The sequence below is a fragment of the Halogeometricum sp. S1BR25-6 genome (genome assembly GCF_031624495.1).
GTDB lineage: Archaea > Halobacteriota > Halobacteria > Halobacteriales > Haloferacaceae > Halogeometricum > Halogeometricum salsisoli.
Map to the genome: position 1 here is coordinate 260,259 of NZ_JAMQOP010000001.1, position 15,564 is coordinate 275,822.

General features: G+C 67.2%; 16 protein-coding genes and 1 pseudogene. 7 read left to right on the plus strand and 10 right to left on the minus strand.

Translation table 11 applies throughout. The annotated features are described in order from the left end of the window. Positions 1–343: 343 nt before the first annotated feature. The 4 genes from thsA to eif1A all read right to left on the minus strand — a co-directional run bounded on the left by thsA (position 344) and on the right by eif1A (position 4,164). Positions 344–2,005 carry a thermosome subunit alpha gene (thsA, locus tag NDI76_RS01325; protein ID WP_310923848.1) on the minus strand — a complete coding sequence of 554 codons (1,662 nt, stop codon included), beginning with the start codon at positions 2,003–2,005 and terminating at the stop codon, positions 344–346. Positions 2,006–2,239: 234 nt separating this feature from the next. Beyond that, entirely contained in the window at positions 2,240–2,782 is a 543-nt protein-coding gene (locus tag NDI76_RS01330) for a KH domain-containing protein (RefSeq protein ID WP_310922169.1), read from the minus strand. A gap of 90 nt (positions 2,783–2,872) precedes the next feature. Beyond that, positions 2,873–3,781, minus strand: a complete 909-nt coding sequence (gene rio1 / locus NDI76_RS01335) for a serine/threonine-protein kinase Rio1 (RefSeq protein WP_310922170.1) — start codon at positions 3,779–3,781, stop codon at positions 2,873–2,875. Positions 3,782–3,873: 92 nt separating this feature from the next. Further along, the gene (gene eif1A / locus NDI76_RS01340; protein ID WP_310922171.1) at positions 3,874–4,164 is read right to left on the minus strand and encodes a translation initiation factor eIF-1A; all 291 of its coding nucleotides are present in this window, start codon (positions 4,162–4,164) and stop codon (positions 3,874–3,876) included. A 93-nt stretch (positions 4,165–4,257) separates the two neighbouring features. Between eif1A and NDI76_RS01345 the strand changes: the two genes are divergently transcribed. Then, the gene (locus tag NDI76_RS01345; protein WP_310922172.1) at positions 4,258–4,437 is read left to right on the plus strand and encodes a DUF7470 family protein; all 180 of its coding nucleotides are present in this window, start codon (positions 4,258–4,260) and stop codon (positions 4,435–4,437) included. On the opposite strand, the gene NDI76_RS01350 is transcribed toward NDI76_RS01345, so the two are convergent. Together NDI76_RS01350 and NDI76_RS01355 are read right to left on the minus strand one after the other, a co-directional pair. Next, entirely contained in the window at positions 4,438–5,271 is an 834-nt protein-coding gene (locus NDI76_RS01350; protein ID WP_310922174.1) for a prolyl oligopeptidase family serine peptidase, read from the minus strand. 85 nt (positions 5,272–5,356) lie between these two features. Beyond that, on the minus strand, positions 5,357–6,352 hold the full coding sequence (locus NDI76_RS01355) for a tyrosine--tRNA ligase (protein ID WP_310922176.1): 996 nt from the start codon (positions 6,350–6,352) through the stop codon (positions 5,357–5,359). 506 nt (positions 6,353–6,858) lie between these two features. Here NDI76_RS01355 and NDI76_RS01360 point away from each other — a divergent pair. Continuing rightward, positions 6,859–7,449, plus strand: a complete 591-nt coding sequence (locus tag NDI76_RS01360; protein WP_310922178.1) for a hypothetical protein — start codon at positions 6,859–6,861, stop codon at positions 7,447–7,449. A 116-nt stretch (positions 7,450–7,565) separates the two neighbouring features. Continuing rightward, entirely contained in the window at positions 7,566–7,874 is a 309-nt protein-coding gene (locus NDI76_RS01365) for a hypothetical protein (protein WP_310922179.1), read from the plus strand. Positions 7,875–7,893: 19 nt separating this feature from the next. Here NDI76_RS01365 and NDI76_RS01370 read toward each other — a convergent pair whose 3' ends face one another. From NDI76_RS01370 to rnz, 3 genes are all read right to left on the minus strand, one after another. Further along, positions 7,894–9,873: a DUF460 domain-containing protein gene (locus NDI76_RS01370; RefSeq protein WP_310922180.1), complete on the minus strand. Its 1,980-nt coding sequence runs from the start codon at positions 9,871–9,873 to the stop codon at positions 7,894–7,896. Positions 9,874–10,039: 166 nt separating this feature from the next. After that, positions 10,040–10,912 carry a PhzF family phenazine biosynthesis protein gene (locus tag NDI76_RS01375; protein ID WP_310922181.1) on the minus strand — a complete coding sequence of 291 codons (873 nt, stop codon included), beginning with the start codon at positions 10,910–10,912 and terminating at the stop codon, positions 10,040–10,042. A gap of 60 nt (positions 10,913–10,972) precedes the next feature. Next, the gene (gene rnz, locus NDI76_RS01380; protein ID WP_425498344.1) at positions 10,973–11,911 is read right to left on the minus strand and encodes a ribonuclease Z; all 939 of its coding nucleotides are present in this window, start codon (positions 11,909–11,911) and stop codon (positions 10,973–10,975) included. A 137-nt stretch (positions 11,912–12,048) separates the two neighbouring features. Between rnz and NDI76_RS01385 the strand changes: the two genes are divergently transcribed. From NDI76_RS01385 to NDI76_RS01400, 4 genes are all read left to right on the plus strand, one after another. Beyond that, positions 12,049–12,546, plus strand: coding sequence for an SHOCT domain-containing protein (locus NDI76_RS01385; protein ID WP_310922183.1), 498 nt, complete (start codon positions 12,049–12,051; stop codon positions 12,544–12,546). A gap of 33 nt (positions 12,547–12,579) precedes the next feature. Continuing rightward, complete coding sequence (locus NDI76_RS01390) at positions 12,580–13,635, plus strand: AAA family ATPase (RefSeq protein WP_310922184.1); 1,056 nt, start codon at positions 12,580–12,582, stop codon at positions 13,633–13,635. Continuing rightward, positions 13,635–14,240: a protein sorting system archaetidylserine decarboxylase gene (locus tag NDI76_RS01395; RefSeq protein WP_310922185.1), complete on the plus strand. Its 606-nt coding sequence runs from the start codon at positions 13,635–13,637 to the stop codon at positions 14,238–14,240. The genes NDI76_RS01390 and NDI76_RS01395 overlap by 1 nt, the downstream gene beginning before the upstream one ends. A gap of 121 nt (positions 14,241–14,361) precedes the next feature. Next, complete coding sequence (locus NDI76_RS01400; protein ID WP_310922186.1) at positions 14,362–15,438, plus strand: DUF4352 domain-containing protein; 1,077 nt, start codon at positions 14,362–14,364, stop codon at positions 15,436–15,438. 9 nt (positions 15,439–15,447) lie between these two features. Here the strand turns inward: NDI76_RS01400 and NDI76_RS22810 are convergent. Continuing rightward, a pseudogene (locus tag NDI76_RS22810) lies at positions 15,448–15,540 on the minus strand (hypothetical protein); the annotation flags it as partial. Between the last annotated feature and the right edge of the window lie 24 nt (positions 15,541–15,564).

Genomic DNA, 15,564 nt, shown 5'->3' on the forward strand with positions numbered 1-15,564 from the left:
GCGGAGGTCCCGTCGCGCTCTTTTCGATATTCAACTGCCGTGTCTGGTGAGAACCCGTCTACCGAATCTCCAACTCCCGCCCGCATTCGGGGCACTCTTCGTCGACTATTGTCACCTGCGCGTCGCAGTCCGGACAGAACTCGCGGTAGCACGCGCGGTCGCCCATACCGTCGGCTACGCACGCGACTCTGTTGTACGTTACCCCGTTTCACTAACGCACGAGACGCGCCGCTCTCGGATTCGCGTCGAAAGAAATCGGAGTCGATTCGGCCTGCGGCCGACGGTTGCGCGGCGATGCGAGGCTGGTCTGGGGAGTGGGTGGTGTAAGGCGTGCTGCGGGAGCTTACATCGCTCCGCCCATGCCGCCCATGCCGCCCATACCGCCCATGCCGCCGCCCATTCCGCCGCCGCCGGGCGGCATCTCGTCGTCGCCGTCGTCGTCGCCGACCTGACCGCCGGAGAGGTCGCCCGCGGCGATGACGTCGTCGATGCGGAGGATCATCACGGCCGCCTCGGTGGCGGACTCGATGGCCTGCGTCTTCACGCGGAGGGGTTCGACGACGCCCTCCTCCTCCATGTCGATGACTTCGCCCGTGTAGGCGTCGAGACCGGCGCCGAACTCGCCGCCGTCGTGGCGGGCGCGCAGGTCGACCAGCGAGTCGATGGGGTCGAGACCGGCGTTCTCGGCCAGCGTGCGCGGGATGACGTCGAGCGCCTCTGCGAACGCCTCGACCGCGAGCTGTTCGCGGCCGCCGACGGAGTCGGCGAACTCGCGGAGCTGCAGGGAGAGTTCGGTCTCGGGGGCGCCGCCGCCGGGCAGGACCGTCCCGTCGTCGAGCGTCGTTTTGACGACGCCGAGGGCGTCCACGATGGCGCGCTCGAGTTCGTCGACGACGTGGTCGGTGCCGCCGCGGAGGATGAGCGTGACGGACTTGGCGTCGTCGACGTCCTCGACGAAGATGCGCTCGTCGCCGCCGATGTCCTTCTGACCGACGGAGCCGGCGAAGCCGAGGTCGGACTCCTCGATGTCGTCGAGCGAGCCGACGACGCTGCCGCCCGTCGAGCGGGCGAGGCGCTTGAGGTCCGAGGACTTCGCGCGGCGGATTGCCAGGATGCCCTCCTGCGCGAGGTAGTGCTGCGCCATGTCGTCGATGCCGTCACCGACGAAGACGACGTCGGTGCCGACGTCGACGAGCTGGTCGACCATCTCCTTCAGCTGTTTCTCCTCTTGGTCGAGGAACTGCTGAAGCTGGTCGGGGTCGGTGACGTTGACTTCGGCGTCGATTTCGGTCTCGCGGACTTCGAGGGCGCCGTCGAACAGCGCGACGTTGGCGTCCTCGACCATGTAGGGCATGTTCTCGTCGACGCGCTCTTTGTCGACGATGACGCCCTCGACGAGCTCCGAGTTGTCGATGGAGCCGCCGACGACCTTCTCGATGGAGACGTTGTCCGTGTCGACGTTGTCCTCGTCGGCGACGGCCAGCACGGCGTCGACGACGAGTTCGGCGAGGAGGTCCTTCGCGGACTCCGCGCCCTTGCCCGTCATCGCCGTGGAGGCGATTTTGACGAGCGTCTCGCGGTCGTCCTTGGAGACGTCGATGGCCTCGTTCTCGAGTACTTCCTTGGCCTTCTCGGCGGCCTGGCGGAAGCCCTGCGCGATGGTGGTCGCGTGGACGTCCTGTTCGATGAGTTCCTCGGCCTGGTCGAGCAGTTCGCCGGCGATGACGACGGCGGTCGTCGTACCGTCTCCGACCTCGTCCTCCTGCGTCTCGGAGACTTCGACGATCATGTTCGCCGCCGGGTGGTCGATGTCCATCTCCTTGAGGATCGTTACGCCGTCGTTCGTGACGACGACCTCGCCGGAGTTGTCGACCAGCATCTTGTCCATACCCTTCGGACCCAGCGTGGTCCGGACGGACTCGGCCACGGCCTTACCGGCCGAGATGTTCATCGATTGCGCGTCCTTCCCCTGTGTGCGCTGGGAGTCGTCGCCCAGAATGATCATGGGCTGTCCCTGCTGCATTCGCTGAGACATATTCAGCCGATTGGTTGTTTGCGATTCTATAAAAAAGTTTCTCACCGCGCTCGACAAAACCGGGGTACGGGGCCGCTATTTGCATGATAGGACGTGGCACGAAAACATGCCTATATATACTATTTTCGAGGTTCGGCGGGTGGTCCAAAAGGGTCAGAACGGTGGACGGGAGGAGGTCAGCGTCGGGACCCGTCGGTCGACGGTTCAGTCCGAGGGCTGGACGTCGAAGTCGCGCGTCAGTTCGTTGTGCTTGCGTTCGAGGAACGAGTAGACGGCGCCGTGCGGCGCGCCGTCGAGGAGCATCCCCGTGGCGCGGCGGACGGCCTCGACCTCCTCGGGTTGGCCGATGATGCCGAGCGTCGTCCCGCGGATGACGACTTCCGCACCCGACAGTTCCTCCATCAGTTCGCGCGTCCGGCCGTTCTCGCCGATGAGTCGGCCCTTCTGTCGCTGGAGGTCGTTCTTGTTTCGCGTGTGTTGCTGTAGGTCGATGAGTTCGAACGTCCGCATGTCGTCGTCGAGAAGCGAGAGCGCCGCTTCGGGCGTGAACCCGCGACCGACCGCGCGGACGATGTCGGGGGCGAGCATCCCCGTGACGGGGTCCCCGACTTCGTCGATGGCGACGGCGCCGGTTTCGGAGTCGATATCCAGACGGACCTCGGCCCGGCGCTCTATCTCGCGCATCGTCTCGCCGCCCTCGCCGATGAGGACGCCGATACGGTCCTGCGGGACCTTCACGTGTTGCATACCACTCGCTATCCGACCAAGCGGTTTAAGAGTTTTTCCGTCGGTTCGGGCCGTGCGGGCGCGCCTCGTGGCGTCGTAGCGCTCTTCGAGTCAGTTCTCGCCCCCCGCCTCTCGCCCGTCCACCTCGGGGTCGCCCGTCGGGTCCGCCTCCGCGTCGGTGACGAACTCGTACAGGTCGTCGGCGGAGGTGTCGGTGCCCTGCCGCGAGAAGAACTTCGCCACGTTGCGGCAGTCCCGCCGCAGGAACTCGTCGGCGTTGGGGTGGTGGACGGTGACGGCCTGCCCGAGGTCGATGACGACGAGTTCGCCGTCGTGGATGATCATGTTGTACTCAGAGAGGTCGCCGTGGACGAGTCCGGCGGAGTAGAGGCGGCGCATGTACTCGCGGGCGACCTGATAGGCCGTCTCGGGGTTCTCGACGTTCACCTCGGCGAGTCGCCGCGCCCGGTCTTCGACCAGTCCCACGAGTTCCATCACGAGGACGTTCCGCTCGACGGCGATGGGTTCCGGCACCCGGACCCCGGCCCGTCGGGCGCGCGAGAGGTTGGCGAACTCCTTCTGCGTCCACGCGAGGACGACGCGCTTCTTGTCGTTTCCGATGCCCTCGAAGCGCGGGTCGCCTTCGAGGTAGTCGCGCATGTGGCGGAAGTTCGAGGCGTTTATCCGATAGATTTTGACCGCCACGTCGGTGTCGTCGGGACCGAGTGCTTCGTAGACGTTCGCCTCCTTACCCGTCGAGATAGGGCCGCCGAACGCGTCGATGTGGCCATCTTGGACGAGTTTGTAGATGGCGGCGAACGTCGCGTCGTCGAACACCGACTGCTCGACTTTGAACTGGTCGGCGTCCTTCAGACGCTTCCGGAAGTCGTTGAACTTGCGGTCGCGCTTTCGGGCGATGCGGTCGGCTTCCGTGTCGGAGACGTCTATCTCCTCCCACTCGTCTCCCGGCGTGTCCGCCTCGTCCGGCGCGATGAGGCCGAACTCGTCGCTCTCGGTCATCTACGACGACGTACGGGACGGACCCTGAAAACCCCACAGGTCGGCGCGCCCGTGAGAGACGAGACACGAAGCGCGCGAGAACGGAGACGAGTTCAGGCGATGTGGCCTTCGTCGCGCAGTTGGTCGGCCTCGGCCTTCTCGTAGCGCCACGCCACGTCGGCCTTCTCGTCCTGCCAGTCCCACGGGTCGACGAGGACGACGTCGCCCTCCCGAATCCAGATGCGCTTTTGCATCCGACCGGGGATTCTGGCCGTCCGTTCGACGCCGTCGGCGCAGCGCACCTTGATTCGGTTCGCTCCGAGCATGTCCTCCACGACAGCGAACACCTCGTCGCCCTCGGGCATCCGCAGGTCGCGGTGACCCGCGTTTTCGTTGTCGCTCATGGGGTCGCATTGGTCCTCGCGTCGTTTAAAACCGCCCGTTCGCCCGTCGGCGCGGAACGGCACGTTTAGGTGACTGTCGCGGCGAGCGGCGGTATGCTCGACAAACTCGGTACGAAAGGCATCGCGGGCGTCGTGCTCCTCGTCGTCGGCATCGCGCTGGTCGCCTATAGCTCCCCCATCGTCGCCGCCGGTCTCGCCCTCGTCATCGCCGGCGTCGGCCTCGTCGCCTCCGGTCTCATCCAGTCGGCGATGGGCGCGTTCGGGATGATGTAGCTACAGTCGCTCGTCCAGCCACGAGAACACCGACTCGCGAATCTCGGGGTACCAGTACGACGAGTGGAGGTAGACGTGGTCGGCCCCCGCGTCGGTCCGCAACCTCGTCGTCGTGCCCGTTTCTTCCAGTCTCGCGGCCATCGCCTCCGAGGACTCGACGGGCACCGTCCCGTCCGCTTCCCCGTGCAGGAGGAACGTCGACGGTGCGTCCGCGGCGACGTGCGTCACCGGCGACGCCGCCGCGTACCGCTCCGGAACCTCCTCCTCGCTCCCGCCGAGGAACCGCCGCACCACGCCGTCCTCGTCCGAATCGGCCCGGAGGTCGTACGGACCGCTGATTCCCACGGCGGCGTGGACCGTCGGTTCGGGGTCGTACTCGCCGCCGAACGCATTTTCCGGCGCCAACGCGGCGAGCATCGCGAGGTGCGCGCCCGCGGAGTGGCCGACGACGGCCACCCGGTCGGCGTCGCCGCCGAACCGCTCGGCGTTCTCGCGGACCCACGACAGACACGCCCGCACGTCGCGTATTTGCGCGGGGAACGTCGCCTCGTCGCTCAGTCGGTACTCGAGTTCGACGGCGACGAAATCCTCGCTCGCCGTATCGTCGGACTCCGTCCGACTGCTCGCCGGACCGCGTCCGGCGGCGTCTAACGCCCACCGCGAGAACTGTCCGCGCGCGCCGGATTCCCACGCGCCGCCGTAGACGAAGACGACGATGGGAGCGCCCTCGACGCCCTCGCCTCGGTAGGTGTCGACGGCGAGTCCGTCGGTCACCTCGCGGCCGCGTTCGACCCGTATCGATTCCTCCCCGTTCCGTCGGTCGGTCTCGCTCACGACCCGAACTGCGGGCCGGCGGGTCGAGAGTGTGGTGTTTCGGCGTCCGAAAAAAGCCGGGAAAAGGGGTTACCCCGAGCGTCGGTCAGGAGCGCTGCTGTCGAATCTTCTCGCGACCCGGCGCGACGAGTTCGTTCAGGTACTCCGCGAGCGCTCCCTTCGCGTCGGCGGGGTGGAGTTCGCCCGAGTCGAGGTCCGACGCCAGCGACTCGTAGTCGTCGTACTCCAGGTCGCCGCCGTACTGTTCGGGGCGTTCGACGACCACCTCGCCGAAGCGGGGGAAGACGTGGTACTCGAATATCTGCAGCACCGGGTTGTCTCGGTCCTCGCCGTCGGCGTCGGGTTCGGGGTCGCGCGACGGCGGGCAGTACGCCTTGTTCACCTTCTCGCGGAGTTCCTCCTCCGAATCCTCCATCGAGATAGAGACGCCCGCGGAGGAGGACATCTTGCCGACGCCCGTCGACAGGTCGGCGATGAGCGGCGTGTGCAGACAGGTCGGCGCGTCCGCGCCGATGCTCGGCAGGGTGTCGCGCGCGAGCATGTGCACCTTGCGCTGTTCCATCCCGCCGATGGCGAGGTCCACGTCGAGGTAGACGATGTCCAGCGCCTGCATCAGCGGGTACACTGCCTGCGCCACCGTCGCGGTATCGCCGCTCTGTATCTCGGCCATCGCTCTCTCGGCCCGCGAGAGGTTCGTCTCCAGTTCGAGGGCGTGCAGGTCCAAGGTGTACTCCTCGTCCAACTGGAACTCCGAACCGAGGACGAACTCGGTGTCAGACTCTTCGAGACCGTAGGCGACGAACTGCTCGCGCATCCGGTCGGCCGTCTCGCGAATCTCCTCGAACGTCCCCTTCCCGTTGAGGTAGGCGTGGACGTCCGCGAGGAGGACCACGATTTCGAAGCCGGCCTCCTGCAACTCGATGAGTTTGTTGGCCGTCAGCATGTGGCCGATGTGGAGGACGCCGGAGGGTTCGTAGCCGACGTAGGCCCGTTTTCCGTCGGGGTCCTCGGCTAACGAACGTACCTCGTCCTCCGTGACCACCTCGGCGGCGTTCCGGGTGATCAGGTCGTACGCGTCCATACCCCTTCGTGTCCGGGGGGGAGGATATGACTTCTGGAACCGCGCGGACGGCGCTGCGGTGAGTTATCGTAGCGTCTGCAAGTCATTACTCACTCGACCGCACGACAGCGCACGGTCGGATAAGTAGACAGATGCAGACGCTACGATAGGTTAGTCTTCCCGCGTCGGAACTACGCGACCGGTCGCGCGCGGATTGAGCACTCTCTTATGGCAGCGTATTGACCTGATACGCGTTCGAGACATGTCTTCCCTACTACTCGTCGTCGGCGCAGTCCTGCTGGTCGTCGCGGCCTTCGCGGGCGTCTACGGTCGCCGCCAACATCGCAGGAGTGCCCTCATCGGCGATACCGAACGACCGACGTACGGGACATCAAAGGCGAGGGCCTCGTCGAACTCAAGTGGACCATCCGCGCCAGTGACCCGTTCGACGCTCCGATAACGGGAACGCAGAGCGTGCTTTCGGCGTGGGAAGTCGAGGAGTGGGACGAACGCGGCGGGTCCGATATGTGGGAGACGCGCGCCACGGGCGTCTACGCGACCCCCTTCGAACTCGACGACGGAACCGGGCGCGTCCGCGTGGACGTCGGCGACCACGTGAACGACGCGTCGTCCGGCACCGGGATTCACGATATCCAGGTGGGGGCGGTCGACGTCGACCGACTCCTCTCGACGGGGGTGACCGCCGACAACGTCCTCGCACCGCTCGAGGGTTCTCCGTCGAGACTAGCGTCCCCCCGGAGCGCATCGCGGAGTTCGTCCGCGGCGAGGCGGGACTCTCGACCCAGACCGACTCGATCACCAACGTCCTCGACGTCGGGAACGAACACGGTGAACGACGCTACTACGAGGGGACGCTCGGTCCGGGCGACGAAATCTACCTCCTCGGCCGGTCCCGCGCCGTCGAGAACGCGACACGTCCCCTGAAACCCGACGACGTCGTCGTCGCGCCGCCCGACGACGGCCAGTTTATCATCTCCGGCAGATCCGAGGCGGAACTCGCGGACTCCTTCGGCCAGTACAGGTACGCGTACCTCGGCGCCGCCGTCGCGGCCGTCGTCGGAGTCGCCGCCCTCGCCGTCGGTGCGGGTCTCGTATAGAGCCGGATAGCCATCTCGTCGGCGTCGCGTCCTCGCGGGGGACGACGCGCCGCAGCGCACCCGACGAAACGCGGGAAGAGAAACCCTCATCACCGCACCGCCGCTAGCCCCGAGAGATGGCTACGCGTTCACCGCTGTCGCTTCTCGCGCTCCTCGTCCTCGCGGCGTTCGTGCCGCTGGTGGTCATGTGGGCCGCCGTCTCCGGGTGGGGCGGCGTCGGCTATCTCCTCGGGTTCGCGCTCTTCTTTCTCGTCTTTCAGGTGCTCGTCCCCGCGCGGGTGTACGTCCACGCCCGCGCCAACGGCAGCAACGCCGTCCTCGCGTGGACGGGGCTGGCGTTCGTCCTTCCGGTCGTGGGTGCGCTCGTCTACTTCCTCGTCGCGGTAGCGTTCGACCGGGCGGACCGGGCGGAGACGGACGGGTAGTCGAGAGACGGCTCCCGCCTCAGCGGCTCTCGCTCTTCGTCTCGGCCCGGTGCTCGGAGATGATGCGGTCGACCATCTCCGACTGCTCCTCCTTTCGTCTGTCCTCGGCGCGCCGCTCCCAGTCCTCGATGACCGCTCCGACGTCCGCCTCGCGGGCGACGGCCAGTTCGTCTATCTCCTGCATCGTCACGTCCGCCGCCGGTCCGACGGGTATCCCGTGCTCGAACAGCACCTCGTCGGCGACGTCCGAGAGGCCGCCCGTCCGCAGGACCGCTCGCGGGTCCGTCTCCGCCAGTCGCTCGGCGGTCGACCGGCCCGCGCCCGAGGCGTCACGGAGGTAGACGACATCGCCGGGCGAGAGGCCGTACGCCTCGTCCGCGCTGTCGATGGCACCCTTCGTGAACTGCTCGACGACCTTCACGGGCACGAGGTTCTTGTTCGTGTTCACGTCCGCGAAGTTCGAGTGGTCGAGCTTCCAGAGATGTTTCAACCGCTCTATCTTCGCCGATAGCTCCTCGTTCTCCTCCTCCATCGACGCCAGTTCCCGTTCGAGGCGGCCGTTGTCGCGTTCGAGACGCTGGACCTCGCGCCGCTCTCTCGCCTCCCGGCGCTCCTCGCGCTTGGCCTCCGAGAGTTCCTCTTTGTACCGCTCGATGGTCTCCTCTTTCTCCTCGATGGTCGATTCGAGGCTCTCGGCGTGCGATTCGAGGCGTTCGACGCGACGCTCCAGCCGCTTTATCTTCTTCTCCTCCTCCGTGAGTTCCCGCTCCTCGTGCGTCGACTCCTCCTCTTCTTCTCCGCCGTCGTCGCCGGTCATCTCGCGGAGGACCGCCTCGACGGACTCCTCGCCGGCGACGACGCGGGAGATGACCTCGCCGCGTTCGATGTTCGGCGGCACCTTCCGCGAGATGCGCTCGAACTGGTCCTCGTGGGCGTCGAAGGCGAACAGGGCCGCCGCGAGGGCGTCTCGCTCGTGGTCGTTCTCGTAGCCGGCCTCGCGCGTGCGGTGGAGTTTCTCGTCGACCGGGAGGTCCTTCTCGGGTTCCCACCCGGCGGCGTCGAAGCTCCGGCGGAACTTCTCGACGGTTTCGGGCATCGGTTCCACGTCGGCGGCGACGATGACCGGCCGCCCGCGTTCGATGAGCCACTCGATGACGTCGGCGGTGTCGGCGGTGCGCGTCGAGTGCACGTCGAGTTTGTTCCCGTCCAGGTCGATGACGGCCGCCGCCGTCGTCGTTCCGGGGTCGATGCCGACGATGACGTGGTCGCGGCGCTTCACGAGCGGTTCGAACTCGATGCCGTCGCGCCGCTCTCTGTCTATTTCGACCCGCGTGTCGCCCGCGCGGCCGCTGGAGACGGGGATGTCGGAGGGTCGACCCTCGATGGTGAACACGGCGTTCGAGTAGCCGCCGTACTTCTCCGTCACGTCGATTTCGTACTCCAACCCCGCCTGCTTCAGTCGGTCCTCCACCTCGCGGCTCCGGCGCTTGACGGAGCCGTGGATACGCCGGGTGTAGCGGTCCTGGCTCCACCCGCCTTTCCCGGTCGAGCGCCCTCGGGACACCTTCAGCGTCGTGGTGTTGGTGAAGGCCGACACCTCGTGGCCGACGTTGACCGCGGCGAGTCGGGCGGCCGCCTCGGCTTCCTTCATCGGCTTCTTGCCGTAGGGGACGCCGTGGCGGGAGGCCACCCTGGAGAGCGGTTCCGGGCGCTCGGCGCCCGTCACCTGCACGAGTTTCGTCTCGGCCGGGAGCGAGCGCAGGAAGCGGACGAGTTCGTCCTTGTCGGCGGCCAACTCGTACATGTTGTCGGTCGCGAGGATGGCCGGCCGCTCTCGCTCGACGAGTCGCCGCAGCTTCCGGTGTGAGACCACGTCTCGGTCGATGTTCTCGCCGTCGAAAGCCACGACGGCGTACGATGGGGCGTCGCCGCGCACGTCGCCGCTCTGGATGTCCACGCCGAAGACGAGAGAGTCGAGTGCGCTCGTCCGGTCGTTCACGGACGACGGTTGGTCGTGTGTGGATATGAATCCCACGCCAGGGGGCGTCCCCGTCGGCGGTCGAACTTCCCGTCCGTTCGGTTCGACACTACTGCCTTCACGAAGGTCGGAGCCCCGGCACTCTCCCCTCCTCGGGGGCCGCTACTGCGCGGACTGTCTGGACTGACTACAGCAGGTCACCCTCGGCGACGAACTCGACGCGCCCGCCGACGCGGACGGACACCTCCTCGCCGTCTTCGGCTTCGAGGTGGAGCACGGACGGCCGACCCATCTCGTACCCCTGTTCGACGGAGACGGCCACCTCGTCGTCGCCGAAGTAGCGGTGTCGGGCGAGGTAGCCTGCGAGGTTCCCGTTGGCGCTTCCGGTCGCGGGGTCCTCGTACAGGCCGTGACCGGGCGAGAACATCCGGGCCGCGAGGTGGTGGCCGTCCTCGCGCGGGTCCGCGCAGAACGGGAAGACGTTCTCGACGCCCGTCTCGTCGTACAGCGCGCCGTACGCCGTCCGGTCGATATCGACCCGTCCGAGCGCGCCGCGGCCCGTCAGCGGGACCAGAATAGAGGGCAGGCCGGTCGAGACGACCTGCACGGGCCACTCGCGGTCTACGTCCTCGCTGTCGAGTCCGAGCACGCGGGCGAGGCGGGCGTGGTCGAGTTCGGCGCCGAACTCGGGGGCGTTCTGCGTCATCCAGTACGCCTCACCGTCGCCGTCGGGACGGACCTCGACGGGGATGTCGCTGACGCCGAGGCGCAGGGTCACGTCGTCGCCCGCGTCGAACCGCTCTCGGAGGACCGCCGCGGTGCCGAGCGTCGGGTGGCCGGCGAACGGAATCTCCTCCTTCTGCGTGAATATCCGCACCGGCCACGCGCCGTCGACGGGGTCGCCTTCGAGAAACGTCGTCTCCGAGTAGTTCATCTCCCGCGTGATTTCGAGCATCTCGTCGTCGGAGAGCGTCTCCCGACTCTCGACGACGGCGAGTTGGTTGCCGGCGTAGCGCCGTTCTGCGAACACGTCCACGAGGTGGAACGGGGGGCCCGTCATACGAGATTCTGCGGCGTCTTCGGAGAAAAGGCTACGGTGGGCGTGCGACTCCGTCTCCCCTTACGCCCCGTCGCGGTCGGCGTCGGGGTACGGCACCTCGAACTTCTGGCCGTCGTCGGGGACGAACGCCTCGCCGTCGAACGCTGCCTGCGCCTCGCGTTCGATGGGCGAGGCGTCGCCGGCGTACCGCGATGAGATGTGCGTCAGCGCCAGGTGCTTCGCCCCGGCGCGCGCGGCGATGTCGGCAGCCTCCTTTCCGGTCGAGTGACCGGTGCCGCGCGCCCGGTCGGCGCGGTCGGAGGCGAACGTCGCGTCGTGGACGAGGAGGTCCGGTTCGTCGGCCGCTTCGACGGTGGCGTCGACGGGGCGCGTGTCGCCGGTGTAGACGAGTTTCCGACCGGGTCGGGGGTCGCCGACGACCTCTTCGGGCCGGACGACGGTGCCGTCGTCCAGTTCGACCGCTTCGCCCTCGTGCAGGCGGCCGAACGCCGGGCCGACGGGGACGCCGAGTTCCTCGGCTCGCTTCCTGTCGAACCGGCCGCGCCGGTCGTCTTCGAGGAGTGCGTAGCCCATCGAGCGGACGTTCCTGTGCTCGGTCTCGAACGTCCGCACCTCGTAGTCGTCGCCGGAGAGGGCGACGGTGCCGGGTTTCACCTCGTGGATGTTGACGGGGAAGCCGGGTCGGTAGCCGCCGGCCTCGACGAGGCTCCGGAGGTGCCGCTTCGACCCCGGCGGGGTGTGTATCGCGAGCGCTTCCTCGCGGTCGTTGAAGTCCCACGTCTGCACCAGACCGGGAATGCCGAGAACGTGGTCGCCGTGGAGGTGCGTGACGAACAGGTGCGAGACCGTAAAGCCCGTCCCGAAGCGCATCATCTGCCGCTGGGTGCCCTCGCCGCAGTCGAACAGCAACCGCTCGCCCTCCCGGTTGACGAGGAGGGCGCTCGGACCCCGTTCGGTCGTCGGCACCGCGCCGCCGGTCCCGAGGAACGTCACGCGCATCGACATGTGACGACAGAGAGGGTGACGGGGTAAACGCGTGTCGAATCGCCCGGCCGGGACGCACGCTCTCCCGGCCGACGAGTCCGACGCCCCGGCCCGCGCACAGTCTTTTCGTTCCCCGGCGCGACTGAGTTCGTATGAGCGGGTCGGGTTCGGACCGAGAGGAGAGCGACGAGGACCGCTGGCTGAGCGACTGGTGGGACGACGAGGACGACAGTTGGGCCGGCATCGCCTCGCTTCTCGTCACCGGTCTGGGGTTGGCATCGCTGTTCGGACTGGTCCCCATCGGTCCGTTCTGGGCCATCTTCGCCATCGGTTTCGCCGTCGTCGTCCCTATCGTCGCCGTGCTCGAATCGCGGTACGGGAGGGCTTCGGAGTCGACGACGCCGCCCGAATCCGAGGCCCGCGCCCGCGCCGAACGCGCCGCCGACGAGGACGACTCCGTCGCCGACGCCCTCGACCGCCTCCGCGACCGCTACGCCCGCGGCGACCTCTCCGACGAGCAGTTCGAGCGCAAACTCGAAGTGCTGCTGGAGACGGACACGCCCGAGAACGCCCGCGAGCGAGCGGATAGACGGCGTGATGAGCGGAAACGAGAGGGACGCGAGCGCGAGTCCTCCGAGCGGGAGACGTAGGGTTTCTTACGCTCCGGCGGTTAGGCGAGTCCGATGGACGCGCCCCTGTGGACCGACGCGCACGCCCCGTCGCTGTCGGACCTGCCCCAATCGGAGGTCCGCGACCGACTGGGCCGCACGGTGGACGAACCGATGAACCTCCTGCTGCAGGGGCCGCCGGGCGTCGGCAAGACGGCCGCGGTCCGAGCGCTCGCCCGCGAGGCGCACGACGACCCGGACAACGACCTCGTCGAGATAAACGTCGCGGACTTCTTCTCCCGGACGAAAAAGCAGATTCGAAACGACCCGCGGTTCGAGCAGTTTCTCACCGGACGGAGTCGGATGGCCAAGCGCGACATGATAAGCCGCGTGCTGAAGGAGTCGGCGGGCTACGCCCCCGTCTCCGGCGACTACAAGACCATCCTCCTCGACAACGCCGAGCACATCCGCGAGGACTTCCAGCAGGCGCTCCGCCGCGTGATGGAGAAGCACCACCGCACGACGCAGTTCGTCATCACGACGCGGCAACCGACGAAGCTCATCCCGCCGATTCGCTCGCGCTGTTTCCCCGTTCCCGTCCGCGCCCCCTCGACCGAGGAGACGAAAGCAGTCCTCCGCGACGTCGCCGAGGCGGAGGGCGCCGAGTGCGAGGAGATGGCGCTCGACATCGTCGCGTCGAAGGCCAACGGCGACCTGCGCGAGGCCATCTTGGCCGCCCAGAGCGCCGCCGTCGAGGGCGACGGCGAGCTAACGACGGAGTCCGCACAGACCGCGCTCTCATCGGTCGGTCACGACGACGAGTTGAAGGACGTCTTGGAGACGGCCCGCGACGGCGACCTGACGGACGCGCGGAAGTCGCTCACGACGCTTCTGGACGACGAGGGCTTCGACGGGCAGGAACTGCTCCGGGACCTCCTGCGCGTCGCCGACACCTACCCCGAGGAGTTCGGGGAGAGCGACGTGGTCCGCCTGCACCGTCTGGCCGGGTCGGTCGACCTGGACCTCGCGGAGGGCCTCGACGCTCGCCTCCACCTTACGCACCTGCTGTCGGCGTGGGCGACCGGACAGCGCGAACTCGACGAGAACCCGGACCGGGAGCGGGCGGTCTGATGCGCTACGCGCCCGGTGCCCGCAGGTTCGCGCTCCCGGTGTTCCTCGCGGCCGTCCCCCTCGCCGTCGTCGCACCGCCGCTCTCCGCCCTCTCGCTTCTCCTCGGCGGGTTCGTCCTCTGGTTCTTCCGCGACCCCGACCGAAAGCCGTCCGCGCCGGGCGTCGTCTCCCCCGCCGACGGCCGCGTCTCTGTCGTCCGCGAGGAGGGCGAACAGGTTCGCGTGGGCGTGTTCATGAACGTCACCAACGTGCACGTCAACCGCGCGCCGTTCGACGGCCGGGTAAACAGAGTCACCCACCGCTCCGGGGCGCACCGCCCAGCGTTCTCGAAGGAGTCCGAGCGGAACGAGAGAGTCGATATCGACGTGTCGACGCCCGAGGGCCCGGCCGAACTGTCGCTCATCGCGGGTGCGTTCGCCCGCCGCATCCACCCCTACGTCGAAGAGGACGACACCCTCGCCCGCGGCGGCCGAATCGGCCACATCGACTTCGGCAGTCGCGCGGACGTGCTCCTGCCGCCCTGTTACGACCCCGAGGACGTGACGGTCGAGGTGGGGGACAGACTGCGGGCCGGCGAGTCGGTGGTCGCGAAACGCGAGGAGTAGTCACTTCGACTGTTCGACTCCCGCCGACAACACGCAATCCGTGCATAGTTCAGTCACAGAATGAGACAGAAAAACGAATTTACATATTAGCATTCTGTTTACTAGTTGAGAGTAAACACAGATGGACGAAACAGATTCACGTAGGTTCGGGAGACGCGCGTTCGTCGCCGCGGCGGCCTCCGTCGCGGTGGCCGGGTGTTCGAGCGAGGGCGGTACGACGGCGGAGGTAGATTCGTCGGGGGGTTCGACCTCGGAGGCAGGCGGATCCCCCGAGCAAGCCGCCACCGACACGGCAACGGCGACGGAGTCCTCTGAGACGGAGACGACGGAACCCGAACAGGGAGCACAGAGCGCGTCAGTGGCCGTCGGTGAGGTGGTCGAAGACGACTCGCTCGCGATGGTCGTCCGCGGCGTGGAGAAGACGACGAACATCGGTGAGTTCCAAGAGTCGGATTCCGGGAACACCTACGTCGTCGTCGAGATGGCGGTGAAGAACAAGTCTTCCTCGGAGTTCGTGGACTTCAACAGCTTCTGGCAGACGCGCCTCAAAGACGACGCGAACCACGTGTACGACCAGACGATAGCCGTCACCGACAGTTCGATGCAGAGCGGGCAACTGGCGCCGGGTGAGGTATCTCGCGGCGACGTCGTCTACGAGATACCGAAGGACGCCTCGGGTCTCTCGATGCAGTTCGACTTCAGTTCCTTCGACCTGTTCTCGTTCAACCGGGTGACGGTAGACCTCGCCTCCACGGCATCGAACGTCGCCGACCTCTCTCAGAACCTCGCCGTGGACGTGCATTCGGCGGGCGATACGGTCTCCAAAGAAAACCTCCAAGTGACGCTCCACGGCTCCCGGACGGAAACAGAACTCGGCTCCTTCACGCAGGCCGAGGACGGGAACCGATACGTCATCCCCGACATCTCGGTGAAGAACGACACGGGCGAACCGCTCTCCGTGTCCATCGCCCTCCAGATGCTCGTCAAGGACGGAACGGGACGAGCGTACACCGCCGATATCGGCGGTCTGTCGGCGCTCGACCAAGCGTTCGCACAGGGGTCGGAAATCGCGGCCGACGAGACGCGCCGCGGTGAAGTCGCCTATCAAGTACCCGAAGACGCGGGCGAACTGTTCTTCGCGTTCGAGTTCAGTCTCCTCGCCGACGGCGACAAGACGTTCTGGTCGCTCTCCCCGTAGCCGTCGGACTCACTCCTCGTGGCCGTCGCGGGCGGCGAACGGCCCCACGAACAGCGTCGAACGCGACATCGCCGTCAGCCGGAACACGTAGGCGACGAGGACGACGAACGGCGCTCGGCTCCTTCG

What these genes read in the sequence shown, in the direction of transcription:
- NDI76_RS01365 (WP_310922179.1), top strand. Translation starts at nt 7,566, where the DNA reads ATGGCTACGCGTTCACCGCTGTCGCTTCTCGCGCTCCTCGTCCTCGCG.
- NDI76_RS01400 (WP_310922186.1), top strand. Translation starts at nt 14,362, where the DNA reads ATGGACGAAACAGATTCACGTAGGTTCGGGAGACGCGCGTTCGTCGCC.
- rnz (WP_425498344.1), bottom strand. Translation starts at nt 11,911, where the DNA reads ATGCGCGTGACGTTCCTCGGGACCGGCGGCGCGGTGCCGACGACCGAA.
- NDI76_RS01385 (WP_310922183.1), top strand. Translation starts at nt 12,049, where the DNA reads ATGAGCGGGTCGGGTTCGGACCGAGAGGAGAGCGACGAGGACCGCTGG.
- eif1A (WP_310922171.1), bottom strand. Translation starts at nt 4,164, where the DNA reads ATGAGCGACAACGAAAACGCGGGTCACCGCGACCTGCGGATGCCCGAG.
- NDI76_RS01375 (WP_310922181.1), bottom strand. Translation starts at nt 10,912, where the DNA reads ATGACGGGCCCCCCGTTCCACCTCGTGGACGTGTTCGCAGAACGGCGC.
- NDI76_RS01390 (WP_310922184.1), top strand. Translation starts at nt 12,580, where the DNA reads ATGGACGCGCCCCTGTGGACCGACGCGCACGCCCCGTCGCTGTCGGAC.
- rio1 (WP_310922170.1), bottom strand. Translation starts at nt 3,781, where the DNA reads ATGACCGAGAGCGACGAGTTCGGCCTCATCGCGCCGGACGAGGCGGAC.
- thsA (WP_310923848.1), bottom strand. Translation starts at nt 2,005, where the DNA reads ATGATCATTCTGGGCGACGACTCCCAGCGCACACAGGGGAAGGACGCG.
- NDI76_RS01355 (WP_310922176.1), bottom strand. Translation starts at nt 6,352, where the DNA reads ATGGACGCGTACGACCTGATCACCCGGAACGCCGCCGAGGTGGTCACG.
- NDI76_RS01395 (WP_310922185.1), top strand. Translation starts at nt 13,635, where the DNA reads ATGCGCTACGCGCCCGGTGCCCGCAGGTTCGCGCTCCCGGTGTTCCTC.
- NDI76_RS01345 (WP_310922172.1), top strand. Translation starts at nt 4,258, where the DNA reads ATGCTCGACAAACTCGGTACGAAAGGCATCGCGGGCGTCGTGCTCCTC.
- NDI76_RS01330 (WP_310922169.1), bottom strand. Translation starts at nt 2,782, where the DNA reads ATGCAACACGTGAAGGTCCCGCAGGACCGTATCGGCGTCCTCATCGGC.